At 66.8% G+C, this 14,898-nt stretch carries 15 protein-coding genes and 1 pseudogene; 7 read left to right on the top strand and 9 right to left on the bottom strand.

What is annotated here, in order from left to right; all coding sequences use genetic code 11:
• Nucleotides 1-36: 36 nt before the first annotated feature.
• The 3 genes from secY to map are packed head-to-tail and all read left to right on the top strand — an operon-like array spanning nucleotide 37 to nucleotide 2,699.
• Nucleotides 37-1,356 (top strand): preprotein translocase subunit SecY, encoded by a 1,320-nt coding sequence (secY, locus tag ACIBH2_RS25350; RefSeq protein ID WP_397121729.1) that lies wholly within the window; start codon nucleotides 37-39, stop codon nucleotides 1,354-1,356.
• Nucleotides 1,353-1,898 (top strand): adenylate kinase, encoded by a 546-nt coding sequence (locus tag ACIBH2_RS25345; protein WP_397121727.1) that lies wholly within the window; start codon nucleotides 1,353-1,355, stop codon nucleotides 1,896-1,898. Before secY ends, ACIBH2_RS25345 begins: the two co-directional genes overlap by 4 nt.
• Entirely contained in the window at nucleotides 1,899-2,699 is an 801-nt protein-coding gene (gene map, locus ACIBH2_RS25340) for a type I methionyl aminopeptidase (protein WP_397121725.1), read from the top strand.
• A 68-nt stretch (nucleotides 2,700-2,767) separates the two neighbouring features.
• On the opposite strand, the gene ACIBH2_RS25335 is transcribed toward map, so the two are convergent.
• The 9 genes and pseudogenes from ACIBH2_RS25335 to ACIBH2_RS25295 form a co-directional block, all read right to left on the bottom strand.
• Complete coding sequence (locus ACIBH2_RS25335; protein ID WP_397121723.1) at nucleotides 2,768-3,370, bottom strand: AAA family ATPase; 603 nt, start codon at nucleotides 3,368-3,370, stop codon at nucleotides 2,768-2,770.
• Between the two features lie 28 nt (nucleotides 3,371-3,398).
• On the bottom strand, nucleotides 3,399-3,842 hold the full coding sequence (gene dtd, locus ACIBH2_RS25330) for a D-aminoacyl-tRNA deacylase (RefSeq protein WP_397121721.1): 444 nt from the start codon (nucleotides 3,840-3,842) through the stop codon (nucleotides 3,399-3,401).
• Nucleotides 3,843-3,890: 48 nt separating this feature from the next.
• Complete coding sequence (locus ACIBH2_RS25325; RefSeq protein ID WP_397121719.1) at nucleotides 3,891-5,117, bottom strand: acetyl-CoA acetyltransferase; 1,227 nt, start codon at nucleotides 5,115-5,117, stop codon at nucleotides 3,891-3,893.
• Between the two features lie 19 nt (nucleotides 5,118-5,136).
• Entirely contained in the window at nucleotides 5,137-5,433 is a 297-nt protein-coding gene (locus tag ACIBH2_RS25320) for a hypothetical protein (protein WP_397123004.1), read from the bottom strand.
• Nucleotides 5,434-5,580: 147 nt separating this feature from the next.
• Nucleotides 5,581-5,865: pseudogene (locus tag ACIBH2_RS25315) on the bottom strand (AMP-binding protein); the annotation flags it as partial.
• Between the two features lie 258 nt (nucleotides 5,866-6,123).
• Nucleotides 6,124-7,308: a thiolase family protein gene (locus ACIBH2_RS25310; RefSeq protein ID WP_397121717.1), complete on the bottom strand. Its 1,185-nt coding sequence runs from the start codon at nucleotides 7,306-7,308 to the stop codon at nucleotides 6,124-6,126.
• Nucleotides 7,301-8,344 (bottom strand): LLM class F420-dependent oxidoreductase, encoded by a 1,044-nt coding sequence (locus ACIBH2_RS25305; RefSeq protein WP_397121715.1) that lies wholly within the window; start codon nucleotides 8,342-8,344, stop codon nucleotides 7,301-7,303. Before ACIBH2_RS25305 ends, ACIBH2_RS25310 begins: the two co-directional genes overlap by 8 nt.
• A gap of 115 nt (nucleotides 8,345-8,459) precedes the next feature.
• Entirely contained in the window at nucleotides 8,460-9,920 is a 1,461-nt protein-coding gene (locus ACIBH2_RS25300) for a carotenoid oxygenase family protein (protein WP_397121713.1), read from the bottom strand.
• Nucleotides 9,921-10,026: 106 nt separating this feature from the next.
• Nucleotides 10,027-10,935, bottom strand: a complete 909-nt coding sequence (locus ACIBH2_RS25295; RefSeq protein ID WP_397121711.1) for a winged helix-turn-helix transcriptional regulator — start codon at nucleotides 10,933-10,935, stop codon at nucleotides 10,027-10,029.
• A 252-nt stretch (nucleotides 10,936-11,187) separates the two neighbouring features.
• Between ACIBH2_RS25295 and ACIBH2_RS25290 the strand changes: the two genes are divergently transcribed.
• The 4 genes from ACIBH2_RS25290 (at nucleotide 11,188) to ACIBH2_RS25275 (ending at nucleotide 14,888) form a co-directional block, all read left to right on the top strand.
• A complete protein-coding gene (locus ACIBH2_RS25290; RefSeq protein WP_397121709.1) occupies nucleotides 11,188-13,137 on the top strand; it encodes a hypothetical protein in 1,950 nt (649 codons plus the stop codon).
• On the top strand, nucleotides 13,134-13,922 hold the full coding sequence (locus ACIBH2_RS25285; RefSeq protein ID WP_397121707.1) for an ESX secretion-associated protein EspG: 789 nt from the start codon (nucleotides 13,134-13,136) through the stop codon (nucleotides 13,920-13,922). The genes ACIBH2_RS25290 and ACIBH2_RS25285 overlap by 4 nt, the downstream gene beginning before the upstream one ends.
• Before the next feature lie 146 nt (nucleotides 13,923-14,068).
• Nucleotides 14,069-14,383 carry a hypothetical protein gene (locus ACIBH2_RS25280; RefSeq protein WP_397121705.1) on the top strand — a complete coding sequence of 105 codons (315 nt, stop codon included), beginning with the start codon at nucleotides 14,069-14,071 and terminating at the stop codon, nucleotides 14,381-14,383.
• A 4-nt stretch (nucleotides 14,384-14,387) separates the two neighbouring features.
• The gene (locus ACIBH2_RS25275; RefSeq protein WP_397121703.1) at nucleotides 14,388-14,888 is read left to right on the top strand and encodes a YbaB/EbfC family nucleoid-associated protein; all 501 of its coding nucleotides are present in this window, start codon (nucleotides 14,388-14,390) and stop codon (nucleotides 14,886-14,888) included.
• Nucleotides 14,889-14,898: the final 10 nt, after the last annotated feature.

Raw genomic sequence — 14,898 nt, 5'->3', positions numbered from 1 at the left:
CCATGGCCTGACCCATGTCGTTAGCCAGGAGGATCTGTGCTTTCCGCCTTCGTGTCGGCTTTCCGGACCCCGGACTTACGGCGGAAGATTCTCTTCACGCTGGGCCTGATCGCGCTCTACCGCGTCGGTGCCGCGCTGCCCTCCCCGGGCGTCTCGTACAAGAACGTTCAAGAGTGTGTCGATCTGGTCAACGGCGGTGACTCCGCCGGTATCTACCAGCTCATCAACCTCTTCTCCGGCGGTGCGCTGCTGCAGCTGTCGGTGTTCGCGATCGGCATCATGCCGTACATCACCGCGAGCATCATCATCCAGCTGCTGACCGTCGTGATCCCGCGGTTCGAGGAACTGCGAAAAGAAGGTCAAGCGGGTCAGACCAAAATGACCCAGTACACCCGATATCTGTCGATCGCGCTGGCGGTTCTGCAGGCCACCGGTCTGGTGGCGCTCGCATCGCGCGGACAGCTCTTGCGCGGGTGTCCCAAAGACATTCTCGACGACACCAGCATCTTCGGCATGATCATCATCGTGCTGGTCATGACGGCCGGTGCGGCACTGGTGATGTGGTTCGGCGAGCAGATCACCGAGCGCGGTGTCGGCAACGGCATGTCGCTGCTGATCTTCGCCGGTATCGCGGCGCGAATCCCGGCCGAGGGCAAGATGATCTGGGACAGCGGTTCCAAGGTCAAGTTCACCCTCGTGCTGCTGGCCGCGCTCGCCGTCATCGTGGCCGTCATCTTCGTCGAACAGGGCCAGCGCCGAATTCCGGTGCAGTACGCCAAGCGCGTGGTGGGCCGGAAGATGTACGGCGGGTCGTCGACCTATCTGCCCTTGAAGGTGAACCAGGCGGGCGTCATCCCCGTCATCTTCGCGTCGTCGCTGCTGTACCTGCCGAACCTGGTGGCGCAGTTGACGCAGAACAGCTCCGGGGAACCGGCCTGGTGGCAGGAGCAGATCCAGAAATACCTGGTGAATCCGAGCAACCCGGTATACGTGGCGATCTACTTCGCGCTGATCGTGTTCTTCACGTACTTCTACGTCGCCATCACCTTCAATCCGGAGGAACGCGCCGACGAGATGAAGAAGTTCGGCGGCTTCATCCCGGGCTACCGCCCCGGCAAGCCGACCGCCGACTACCTGAACTTCGTGCTCAGCCGTATCACGCTGCCCGGCTCCATCTATCTGGGCGCGGTGGCCGTACTGCCGAATGTCTTCCTCAATATGGGCAACAACAGTGGTGTCTCCAATCTGCCGTTCGGCGGTACCGCGGTGCTGATCATCGTGAGTGTCGGCCTCGATACCGTGAAGCAGATCGAGAGCCAACTGATGAATCGAAATTACGAAGGGTTCCTCAAGTGAGAGTTGTTCTGCTCGGACCGCCCGGTGCTGGCAAAGGCACCCAGGCCGTGCTGCTGTCGGAGAAGCTGGGTGTACCGCACATCTCGACCGGGGATCTCTTCCGCGCGAACATCAGCCAGCAGACGCCGCTCGGCCGCGAGGCGCAGAAGTACTTGGACGCCGGGAATCTCGTGCCCAGCGATGTGACCAACCGTATGGTCGAGTCGCGTATCGCCGAGCCGGACGCCGTGAACGGCTTCGTGCTGGACGGCTACCCGCGCACCGTCGACCAGGCGGAGGCGCTGGAGAAGATGCTGACCTCCGACGACAAGAAGCTGGACGCGGTGCTGTGCTTCGTGGTCGCCGAGGACGTGGTGGTGGACCGCATGCTGGCGCGCGGCCGCGCCGACGACACCGAGGAGACCATCCGCAACCGGATGCGCGTCTACCGCGAGGAGACCGAGCCGCTGCTCGAGCACTACGACGGGCTGGTCGTGACGGTCGAGGGCGTCGGCGATATCGACGACGTGAACGCGCGGGCGCTGCGGGCGCTGGGTCGCTGAATGGTCTTCGGGCGCAAGAACAAGAAGGTGGTGCCCTTCCGCACCGCCGGTGAGCTCGACGCGATGGCGGCGGCCGGTGCGGTGGTCGGCCGCGCCCTGGTGGCGGTGCGCAATGCCGCCAAGCCCGGGGTCTCCACCCTGGAGTTGGACGAGGTCGCCGAATCGGTGATCCGCGAGGCCGGGGCCATCCCGTCCTTCAAGGGCTACCACGGCTTCCCGGGCTCGATCTGTTCTTCGGTCAACGACCGTGTGGTGCACGGCATCCCGTCCAAGGCGGACATTCTCGCCGAGGGCGACCTGGTCTCCATCGACTGCGGCGCGATTCTCGAAGGCTGGCACGGTGATTCGGCCTGGACCTTCGGCGTCGGCACCATCATCGAGGCGGACCGCCTGCTGAGCGAGGCCACCAAGATGTCCATGGAGGCCGGTATCGCCGCCATGCTGCCGGGCAACCGGTTGACCGATGTCTCGCACGCCATCGAGTTGGGCACCCGCGCCGCGGAGGCCGAACACGGCCGCGCCTACGGCATTGTCGACGGCTACGGCGGCCACGCCATCGGCCGCGAGATGCACATGGACCCGTTCCTCCCCAACGAGGGCAAGCCCGGCAAGGGCCCGCAGTTGGTGGTCGGTTCGGTGCTGGCCATCGAGCCCATGCTCACCCTCGGCACCACGGAAACCAAGACCCTGGAAGACGATTGGACCGTCGTGACCATCGACGGCTCCCGCGCCGCTCACTGGGAACACACGGTCGCGGTCACCGAGGACGGCCCGCGCATCCTCACGCTGCGCCCGGAATAGCGTCACCCGCAAGGCATTTCACACCCGTCTCGGCTCGCCGAGGCGGGTGTGTTCGTATCCGGGGGTAGTCAGAACCGAATGTGCTTGATTCCCACCAGGATTCGATTCATCTCGCCCCGCAGTCGTCCGTCGGTGTTCGGTTCGAGTGTCAACCCCGCGGAGGCGGCGATCCGGTCAGCGACTTGGCGAGTGCTGATGTCGTCGGTGTGAATGTGTTCGGCGAACTCGGGCCCGCGCAGCGCTTCGAGGCACCGGTCGAGATTGCCGACGGCGAAGCTGTCGCCCTGGGGTCGCAAGCCGAAGAGGGTACGTTCGCGCAGCCGGTCCAACACCGTCTCCCGGCGGGCAAGGAGCGCGAAATGCCTGACGTCATGACCCTTTTCGCGGAGACGGCCCACCGTCTCCTCGAAGTACGCCGCATTGACGACGGTCATCGGCGCGATCACCGTCCCCTCGTGCTTGCGCAGCACCAGATCGAGCACCTCGACCACGCCCTGCCGCCACGCGGCCAGATCCTGGAAGTCCCCGCGCAACTCCGGCGGCATGGCCCGGTGCAGCCCGAATCCCACCATCTCGGGATCACAGACCACACTCCCCGGCAGCCGACGGCGAAGCTCGTACGCGGTCTGCGTCTTACCGCCCCCGAAGGGCCCGTTGATCCACAGCAGCATGACCGCCACGGTACCGAGAAGGTCGTGTTCAGGCTTCCAACAACAGGGTCACGGGTCCGTCGTTGACCAGCTCCACGTGCATGTGCGCCCCGAACCGGCCGGTCGCCACCGTGGCGCCCAGCTCCCGGAGAGCGGCGGCGAAGGTATCGACCAGCGGTTCGGCGACCGGGCCGGGGGCGGCGGCCGACCAGGAGGGGCGACGCCCCTTGGCGGTATCGGCGTACAACGTGAACTGGCTGATGACGAGGATGGGCGCGTTCAGGTCGGCGGCCGAGCGTTCGCCGTCGAGGATGCGCAACCGGAAGAGCTTGTCGGCGAGGGCTTTCGCGGTGGCGTCGGTATCGGTGTGGGTGACGCCGACGAGGGCCACCAGGCCCTGCGGCGCGCCGTGCGCGGCGGGGTCGATCCGGCCGACGACCTCGTCGTCCACCGTGACCTGCGCTCGACTCACCCGCTGCACCAGTACTCGCACGGGTTCGATCATTCCACCGAGGAACCCCGGGCGACCGCTCAGGGTGGGCTACGCGGCTTCGACCACGAATCCCGCCACGGTGGTGGCACTGCCGCCGATATTGACGGTGGCGAAGCGGCGCGCACCGGGCACCTGGCATTCCCCGGCTCGGTCGGTGACCTGCTTGTACGCGTCCAAGAGCATGCGGACGCCGGTCGCGCCGACCGGGTGCCCGATGCCGATGAGACCGCCGCCCGGATTCACGGGCAGCCGTCCGTCGCGGGCGATCTCACCGGCTTCGATGGCCTTCCAGCTCTCGCCGGGCGCGGTGATACCCAGATGGTCGATGGCCAGGTATTCGGACATCGAGAAGCAGTCGTGCACTTCCACGCCGTCGACGGCCGAGATATCGGCGAGACGGGCGCGGTCGAGGGCGTCGCGCACCGCCTGGCGCACATGGGGAAAGACGTAGGGATCGTCGGCGGAGTCACGCAGCTTCGCCTCCAGCGACAGGCCGACCGTGCGGTGACCCCACCCGGCGATGACGGCGTGGCGGCTGCCGCGAAGATCGTCGCGGCGCTGGAGGAATTGGTCAGAGACCAGCACCACGGCGGCCGCGCCGTCGGTCATCTGGCTACAGTCCTGGCGGCGCAGCACGCCCGCGACGGGTGGGTTGGCGGTGTCGTCGGCGGTGAAGCTCTCCGCGGTGAAACGCCAATCCCGGGTCTGGGCAAGGGGATTGGCGCGAGCGTTGCCGATATTGAGTTCGCTGATGGCCCGCAGATGGTCGGAGTCCAGCCCGTAGCGCCGGTCGTATTCGTCGGCGATGGCGGCGAACATGGTGGGCCACACGAAATCGGTGTCCTGGGCCTCGTGCCCGGCCCAAGCGGCCGCGCCGAGGTAGCGCGCGGCCTGCGCGCCCGGGACGGTCTTCTCCAATTCCGCTCCGAGGACGAGCGCGCAGTCGTAGCGCTCGGATTCCAGATCGGCCATGGCGGCGAGGACGGCCATACTGCCGGAGGCGCAGGCGGCCTCGTGGCGGCTGGCGGGAAGACCGCGGAGTTCGGGCACGACGGTGGCGGGCATGGCTCCGAGCTGGCCCTGGCCGGTGAACAGCTGCCCGAAGGCATTGCCCACGTGGATGACTCCGATATCGGTCGCGTCGATACGCTCCGCCTCCAGCGTGCGGGACACGACTTCGCCTATGAGCGAATCGAATCCGAGTCCGGCACGGTGCCAGTTGGCGGCGAAATCGGTCTGGTGGCCGCCGAGAATGTGGATGGTGCTGGGGGACATGGGGACTCCTGTGGATAGTTCAGGACTGCTCGGTGACGAGGGTGGCGCGCAGCTCGCGCCGCAGCACCTTGCCGACCGGGTTGCGCGGCAGGGTGTCGACCAGCTCGAGCCGTTCGGGGAGCTTGAACGAGGCCACCTCGAGGGACCGCAGGTGCGCCACCAGATCGTCCAACGTGACCTGGGTCCCGGGCGCGGGAACGACGAAGGCACAACACTTTTCGCCCAGGATCGCGTCGGGATAGCCGACCACCGCCACCTCCGCCACGGCCGGATGATCGCCGAGCAGGCCCTCGATCTCCGCGGGCGCGATATTCATGCCGCCGCGGATGATGATCTCCTTCACCCGATCCACGAAGCGCAGGTAGCGTCCGTCCTCGCCGCACAGCTCGAAAACGTCTCCGCTGCACAGATATCCGTCCGCGTCGAACGGCACGACCGTGGCGGTGCCGGGCAGGTATCCGCCGAATACGGCCGGTCCGCGCAGTCGCAGTTCCCCGCGCGCTCCCGGTTCGGTGACCGCCGCACCGGTCACGACATCGACCAATTTCACCTCGGTGCTCTCCGCCAACCGTGTGGACCACCGCACGCCCGGCGTCCCGTAGCGCGGCAGATGCTGTGCGCGCATGGTCGGATCGGGAATGTCGGCGGGCGCGCCGAGCAGGCAGACGCCCTCGTTGGAGCCGAAGTAGTTGAGCACCTCGATGCCGAACTCCTCCTGCCATCCGCGCACCACACCCGGCGGCAACGGCGCACCGCCGGAGCTCGCGCCAGGTGACGGTGCGCGGTACGGCTCCGGTCAGCGCGGCCAAGTTGTCGGGATCGCTGGTGGCGGGGGAGTCCGGCGCGGCCTCGATCCGGCGGCGCAGCGCCCTCGGTAGCGTCTCGTCTTCCCACCAACCCTCGGCGAGATATCTGCGGACGGTCTCCTCGGGGTGGCAGGTCGGGGGATTTCCGCTGGTGCGGACGGGTGATTCGGACATGGGATTTCCTGAAGGTCGAAGTGTGCTCAGGTTTCTCGGCGCAGCACGAGGGCCGTACCCAGCCCCAAGGCGGCGGGAATTGTGACGAGGGCGTGTTCGCCGTCGACGCGGCGCAGGGCATCGAGGGCCTGGGCGATGAGAATGCCGCCGGTAGCACCCAGCGGATGGCCTACGGCGAGCGCGCTTCCGGCGGTATTCACCCGCTCCGGGTCGAGTCCCAGTTCGCGCATGAGCACCAGCGGTGTGACGGCGAAGGACTCGTTCACCTCCACCGCGTCGAGGTCGGCGGCGGTGATTCCGGCGCGACGCAGTGCCAGTGTCGAGGCGGTCACGGGTGCGGTGAGCAGGGGAGAGCGGACGGCGGTCTGCGCGGTGCCGACAATCCGTGCGACGGGCGCGCGACCGAGTATCCCCGCAGCCCGCCTATTGCCAACCACGATGGCCGAAGCACCATCGGCCAATTGCGGTGCGGTGCCAATGGTGTGCAGTCCTTCGTCCGGACGCGGTAGTCCCGGTATCCGGCGTGCCACCCGCTCCCACCCGGCATCGCTGCCGAAAAGTGTTGGCAGTGCCACGAAGTCGTCCAGGCGGGCATTCGCTCGCGCGCCTTCGTCGCCGTAGAGAAGTACGGTGCCACCCTTGCGTGCGGGTACGACTGCATCGGAAACGGCCGCGGCGGAGGCTTTTCGATGCGAAGTGACGGCGTAGGCATCCAATTCGGAACGTCCGATACCCTGCGCCGCCGCGGTCAGATCGGCCGAGACGCCGATGGTGACGAATCCGGTGCGCTCGCCCAGGTCCGAATCCTCGGCAATGGCGGGCCGATCCGACAGCATGGGCACGCGCGACATGGATTCGACACCGCCCGCCACCACCACATCGGCGAACCCGGCCGACACCCGTGCCGCCGCGCTCTCCACCGCGTCCAAGCCGGAGCAGCGCAGCCGCGAAACCACCCCGCCGGGAACGGAATCGGGCCAGCCCGCCCACAGTTGCGCCGCCCGCGCGATATCGCCCGCCTGTTCCCCGGTCGCGGTACTGACGCCGACTATCACATCGTCCACCAATTCCGGTGGGCAGCAACGCTTCTCCAATGCGGCCAACAACTGGCCGAACAGGTCGTAGGGCGTTAGGTCGGCGAGTGTGCCGCCGGATCGTCGCACCCGGGCGCGCGGCAGTCGGACGGCGTCGTAGACGTAGGCGTCAGCCATCCCCGGCTCCCGGGGATGTCCGCCGCCGGAGAGTGTCTCGCCGGGGGACTCTCAACGGCTCGGCGGGCTCGGCTCGAACATGGGCGATCCCAGCGAGGGTTTCGAGCGTGTGCTGTCCGGACGGATCGTCGGTAACGGTGGCCGGGACGATGACCACCTCGTCGGCCCCCGCGGCGCAATACGCGCCGAGCCGCTCGGCAAGCACTTCGGTGCCGCCGAAAAGTCCGACGGCGTCCACCAATCCGTCCGGAACGGCGGCCAGCACTTCGCGCGGATGCGCGCCGGTCCGGGCCAGCCGCACGAGCTCGCCATAACCGGCGGCGGTGAACATCGTGCCGTACCCGGGCGCGCGCAGGTAACCGACCAGCCCCCGCCGCACGGAGTCATAGACCGCCCGGCTCGGATTCGCGGCGGCGGTGACCCACACCGAGATCGCGGGTGTCGGCCGTCCAGCGCGGGCCGCCAGATCGGCGGCGAGCGCCGCCGACCGCGAGACCTGTTCGGGTGTAACCAAATTCAGCACCACCCGATCTGCGGTCCGAGCGGCGGCGGCCAGCGCCCGCTCGCCGAATGCCGCCACCGTGAGTTCGCACGGCGCAGGCGGTAGCCGCAGCCGGTACCCGCGCGTCCGCTCCACCTCACCGTCGAAGTCCACCTTCAGACCATCCAACAGCGCCCGCACAATGCGCGCCGTCTCCTCCAGATGTAGTGCGGTGCGCTGCCTTTCGCGGCCGTGCCAGTCGCGCACGACCACCGTGCTGGAGCTGCCCAGGGCGATGCCGACCGGGCGGCCGGTGAGGGCCGCGACACTGGCGGTACCCATGGCGATGATGGCGGGGGTCCGCACATCGACCGCCAAAGGCCCGATGCACAAGGGGATTCGACCCGGCGACAGTCCGATGGCCGTGGCCAGCGCGAAGGCGTCGAAGGTGGCCATCTCGCCCACCCACAAGCGTCGATATCCCAATTTGTCGGCCGTCTCCGCCACACGCAGCGCATCCATGGGGTCGCGGTCCTGCCAATACGGCAGACTCACGCTGAGCCGTACTTCGCTGCTCGGTGACCCCGCGTATCGGTGAACTCCGGCGGGCGGGGGTGATTCCGTGGAAATCGTTGCCGGACCGGGTTTCCCGTGCCTCATGTGCCCGACCTCAATCGACCGGCAGCGCGGCGGCGCGCATGCGTTCCCCGCTCACCCAGGTGGCGTGGAAGCCGAGGGGCACCCGCACAGGCAGCCCGAGGCGGCATACGGGTCCGGCGGCGAGGTCGGCGGCGTCGAAGATCCAGACCTCCCCGAGTCCGGTATGACTGTTGTGGGCAAACATGGTCAGCCAGGCGTCGTCCTCGGCCGCGGCGTTCGGTCGCGGCACGACCGCGAGTTCACTGCCGAATATCCCCGCGCCGAAGGGCTGGGTCTGCTTCGCCCCGGTGAGCACGTCATATTTCATGACCGCGTCGAAAAGCATGGTGCGGTCGACGGATAGCCGCATCTGATACGACCATCGCCCACGGTGCCCCGTGCGGCCCTGGTCGATCGCCGGGAATTCGGTGTTCACGTCATCGAGGGCCTCTTCGACCGTCGTCCCGGTGCGCAGATTGAACCGGTACCGATACAGTGTCGCCTCCGGTCGCAGGTAGGCCAGTAGCTGCGCCAGCGGATGCGTCCGATCCGAAGCCGGGCTGGGCCGCGACACCCGGCAGGCCACCATGACGATCTCGTCGCCTTCTTCCCAGGCGTTGACCGAGTGATAGATGTACCCCGGTTTCGCCTCGAACCAGCGCGCCCGGCTCCCATCCCCGCGACGCGGGAGAACCGCGAAGCGACTGGGCAATTCGCGGTCGAAGAACAGCTTGAACCGTCCCGCGGCCGCGGCTCGCGGATCGTTGTAGAGCGGCAGATCCATGAGAATCGAATAGTTCTCGGTGATCGCCATATCGTGCGGCAGCCGCGGCCCCGGCAGTTCGATACCGGTGTAGTGGGTGACCGTGCCCGACGCATCCGCCACCCCGTAGCGCAGATACGGCGAATGGATGCCGTAATCGAAGAACACGAATTCCTCGGTGCGCTCGTCGACTTTGGCGTGGGCGGAGACCTCGCCGGGCAAAGTGCCCCCAAACTCGTCCACCCCCTTCGTCTCCAGGCTGACCGGGTCGAGCGCGTAGGGTTTCCCGGCCCGGTACCACAGCGCCAACAGATTCCCGTGATGGAACACCACATCGGTATTGGCGGAATCGCGTTCGCGGCGGTCCCCGGCCGGATTGTCGTCCCACGGCTCGATCACCCCGCGCCACAGCGCGGTGCCCGCCGCCCGCTCGGCCTCGAATTCCCGTGTGCGAATGAAGCGATTTCGGTAGGTCGCGCGCCCGTGCTCGAAATGCACGGCGTGCAGCATCCCGTCACCGTCGAACCAGTGGTACCTCCCCAGCGGCGCGAACTGCGGGTTCGGCCCATTCCGCACGTACACCCCATCGAGATCCCGCGGCAGCTCTCCGGCGAGTACCGGCAGATCCGTCGCCGTCACCTCCTGACCCGTCGGCGCGTACGGCCCTTCGAGATACGGATTCGCGAGCGCCTCGGCGGCCGGTGCGATGAGTTCTTCCCTGAGGGTCATGGGATTGCCTCCGAAGGCGGTGGGGCGACTGCGCCCGATTCACTACAGTTAATGAAGTGATACGCGTCTCATGTGGCACTGTCAAGGCTCGGGCCACCGCCCGAGATCAATCCCGCTGGCCCGCCAGTCCCCGCGGCAGCGGCTCGAACCGCACCTCGGTGCGCCCCAGTCGCGCCTCGCATCCCCGGCACCGCAGCGCCGGTGCGAGCACCTCCCCGCAGTCGAGATGCCGGATCCGCAAACCGGATTCGTCCACCTCGGGATGGGCGAGCTCCGACCAGGCCAACAGGAACGCGAACACCCCGAACAGCCCCCGGCCCCGCGGCGTCAACCGGTACTCCGCCGAATCCTCGTCCCGCCGCAGCATCCCCGCCTCACACAGCCGCGACAGCCGTTCGGTCAGCGTCGTCGGCGACATCCGCAGCGCCTCCCGAAACTCCCCGAACCGCCGCACCCCCGCCAGCGCCAACCCCGTCACCGAGGCGCTCCACCGATCCCCGATGGCCTGCATGACCTCCTCGAACCGCACCTCGTCGCGCCCGGCCCCACCCGCCCGCGACGACCGCCGCCGCCCGGACGCGATGTGCCACAACGCATCCTGCGACAGTTCCACCGCCGTCTCGTGCGTGGTCACCGTCCGGCCGCACCCTCGGCACATGATCATCGGCGGTCCCCGGTGCCCGCACTCCCCGTGCACCAACTCCGGCAGCACCGCCCCCTCGGCGGTCCACTCCCGCTGCCAGGCCCATACGCACACCAGGATCTCCCACGTGGCCAACCCCAGTTCGGTCAGCCGATACTCGTACCGCTCCGCGCCCCCCTCCCGCGGAACCCGAATCAGCACACCGCCGTCGACCAGGGCGTTCAACCGTGCCGCGAGCATCGCGGGCGGAGCCCCCGTCCACTCCATCCACTGATTGAATCGCCGCGCCCGATGGGTGAAAGCGTGCCGCAGGATGGTCAGCGTGAGGCGGTCGCCGAGCAGATCGAACGTCGCCGCCACAGGATTGGTCACGCCGCCCACGGTAAGCGGCGGGTTCGGACTGCGCGGCGGCGGCAAGGGCCTTCTCCTCTCCCGTGTTGCGGTTCATTAACTGTACTGATTTGCCAGCGGGCGGCGGGAGCGGACCTGGTGAGCGTGTCGCGACCGGGGTGACACCGCCAGCGAACCTGAACGCTCAATTTCTTTGCGCGCCATCAGAAGTTCATGAAAGTAAGCTGTGCTGGCAGAAACGGGCGCGAGACGGGGAAAGCGACAGAGTTACCGATGGCACCTAATGACAAGACCCCTACCGGTTGGTCCGGCCTCACGGCGGGCGCGGAAGGCTCCAAGGACTGGCTGACCTTCGACCCCGAGTTCGTGGACGACGCCGTGAAGGCCTGCTCGAATATCGTGCAGCAGTTCCGCTACTACCGGAAGATGGCCGAGGACAGCAAGCTCAACCAGCTGCCGCAGATCGGCAACCTGCCCGCCGGGCAACTGCTGGCTACCAAACTCAGCGAGCAGGGCACGGACCTGATCGCCGCGTTCGACAAACATATCGAGCTCATCTCCGATATGGCCGATGCCTTCATCGCGGCGGGCAAGGCCTACGTCAATATGAACGACGACAACAAGGAGAAGTTCGCCAAGCTGGATCTGGGCAGCAACAAGATCGCGGCGGGCGCGGCCAATCTCGACCACAAGCCCAAACCCCGTGGCGCGGAATGGAAGACGGCCTACACCACGGGCGGTGCCATCTCCGGCTACGACCCCGCGAAACGTCCAGGCGAGGTGAAGGACTATCACGGCCCGAAGACGTCGGTGAAGCTGGACCACAGAACCCCGGACACCATGCAATGGAACGATCTGCATACGCTCGGCACTTCCCTGAACCCCAACCCGTACAGCGCCGCGGCGGGCGTGTACTGCGATATGTCCGGTTGGCTGAACACCAACCTTGGTGACTTCAGGACCGCGATCCAGAATTTGGAAGGAAAGTGGAGCGGAAGCGAGAACGGCGGTGCGAAGGCCGCGCGGGACGCCACCCAGGCCTACGTCAAGGATTCACAGGCGCTGACCAACACCATGAATGTGGTCGGGCGCAATCTCCAGTACACCGCGGACTGGATGGCGTGGTGCTCGCAGACCATGCCGGACAAGAACGAGATGAAAGACAAGATGTGCGAGGACTCTCTGAACAAGTTCAGAGGGTTCTACAAGCGCGACTTCATCGAACCGGCCGATGAAACTGCCTCGGTGCTGGCAGTGATACCCAAGCCGACCGTGTCGTCGCCGGGGAGTGTTCCCACGCCGCCGAAGGATCCCAAGGACAAGGATCCGAAGGACAAGGATCCCAAGAACAACGACCCGAAGAATCAGCAGCCGTCGAGTCCGTCGTCGCCCAAGAGCCCTTCGTCGCCGAGCAGTCCGTCCTCGCCCAGTAGTCCGTCCTCGCCGAGCAGCCCGTCTTCGCCGCAGAACCCGAACAATCCGCAGAACCCGAACAACACGCAGGACAACAAGCCGAAGAACCAGGAGCAGCCCAAGAACCAGGAACAGCCCAAGAATCCGCAGCAGCCGAACAGCCCCACCACGCCCAACACCCCGAACAAGCCGAATACCCCGACCACACCGAGCACTCCGGGGAACAACAACGCCAACAACGCGTCGAACAACAACTCCAACGACGCATCTCAGATGTTGAGCACGTTGTCCTCGTTGGTCACAGCGGCTACCCAGGGCGTCACACAGCTCGCCAGTCAGCTGCCGACGATTCTCCAGCAGCTCGAAACCGCACTGGGACAAGGGGACAACGCGCAGCTCGCGCAGTTGCTCGGCGTGCCCGAGGATCGGGTCACCCAGGCGTTCGGGCAGATTCAGCAGTCGCCGGAGAAGATCTCGCAGCTGGGCGATCTGCTCGGGTTGGCCACGACGAACACGCAGGTGCCCACCGCGCCGACGGCGGGACTGCCCGCAGAGGGCGTCCCCGCCGGGGCGGCAGTGGCGTCGGCCGCCGGGCAGGTCTCGACCCCGCCGTCGTTCACCAACCTGTTCGGGGGTGCCGGACTCGACGAGAGCCTCGTATCGCCGGTGTCGAATGTGACGGGCGCACCGGAGGGTGTAGCGGTCGCGGCCGGAGCCGGGGCCGAACCGGCCTTCAACCCGGTCGAATTCGTCGATTCGCTCATCCACGGAGGCGTGCCGGTCGAGGCGACCACGGAGTCGGAGGCATGAGGTGGGAGCTGACCGACGTCGAGTTCCGGACGCTGTCCAACCGGTATTTCGACGGTTTCATGCCGCCGCCGCTCGTATTCTCCAGCCGCACGGACTCCTACGATGAATTCCAGCGCGAGCTCATCGAGACCGAGGCGCGGTTGCGGGAGCGGTTGGACCCCGGTTTCAATTCGGTGATCGACACCCTGGTGCGGCCGGAGGTGCTCATTTACTCGAGCGCCTGGTGCGACGGTGATCTGGAGAATCCGAAGAAGCGCATTCGGGTGCACGGTGCGCGCCGGGGCCGCCGCGCGGTCATGGTGACCCAGGCTCCGGGCGAAACCATCTATCACAGTGGTGGTTTCACGGTGACCGAGTGCGAACCGGAGGAACTGCCCGCGCTGATGATCGCCGAACTGCCGGATACCGAGGCTGGGCGCGGTCCAGCGCTGCCGATCGTGTTCGAAGCCAGACCGTCGGAGGGAGAACGTAATTCGCACTCCTTTGCCTTCGACTCCTTCGACGATTCGGTGGAGACGCGCAGCCAGGCGTGGTGGGCCATACCCGCCGAAATGAGCGGGGCCATAAGGGTTCTCCAGGCCCGCTCCAAGTACGGGCCGCGCGGCATCATGGAGCTCACCCTGCTCTGGCGGGACCTCCCGGACGACGGGCGCTATCTGATCGAGATGGAGACCCTGGAGACGAAAGCCGAGGGGGCGAGCAAGCAGCGGCTCGCCGACCGCCTCGAACACCGGGTGAATCTGGTGCTGGCGCATATGGAAGAGCGCGGCGAGGAAACGGAATGATTGCTGGGGCGGAGCTTCGTGCTCCGCCCCAGGTCGAGGTAAGACCTCCGGATCGGCACTCTCCGTTCATATTCCGTCAATTGCGCGGTTGCCCGGAGCTGTCACAGTGACCCGAGCGCGTAGTCGGCGAACGGGAGGTGTGGCGGATGTCGGACCGCTTGGAGAGCTACATAGACCACCTGCAGACCGCCTCGGGCAAGACGGGCAAGGTGCGGGACGGTATCGAGTCGGTGATCGACACGTTTGTCGCCGCCACCAACTCGCGGGGCGAGCCCTGGGGCAACGACACGCTCGGTAACCAATTCGCCGAAGGCAAAGAGGGTTACAAGGCCACCAAGGCCAATCTCGTGCTGGGCGCGAACAATATGGCGGGCACCTTCAACAACTTCTCCACGGGCCAGGCCAAGGCGGCCAAGGAACTGCGGGAGATGGAAGAAACCAACGCCAAGGGCCTCCGGTGACATCGTGAGCAATGAATTCGCCAAAGCGGGCCTATCCGATATTCTCGACGGCCTTGCGCAGCAGTTGCAGGACATCACCCGGTTGCAGCGGGAGCGTGCCGCGCTGACCGCCTCGGCCACGACGGCGGGTAAGCGCGTCACCGTCACCGTTAATGCCGACGGCACCGTGATCGAGACCCGATTCGCGTCCGATATAGCGGATCTCGATTACATGGAGATCGCCAAGGCGGTGACCGAGGCGGCCCAGCGCGCCGCGGCCGACGTGGCACGGCGCAGCCGCGAACTCATGGCTCCGCTGGAGCAGAACCGGCGGCGGCTGCCCAAACTCGCCGACTTGGTTCCCGGTATGCCGGATCTGAGCAAGGAGATGGTTCCGCCGGAGCCGCCGGTGGTCTCCACCGCACCGCCGAACGCGCCGGAACGCCTTGCAGCACAGCGGGATTTGCAGGCTGAAGGCGCGGACCCGGATGTCCGGCGGGGCGCTGCCATCGATTCCGGGTGGTGATCGCCCGGTG

The organism is Nocardia sp. NPDC050406, from assembly GCF_044459025.1.
Lineage (GTDB): Bacteria > Actinomycetota > Actinomycetes > Mycobacteriales > Mycobacteriaceae > Nocardia.
The sequence above is the reverse complement of the archived record's forward strand: the minus strand, read 5'-3'. Positions and strand labels throughout refer to the sequence as shown.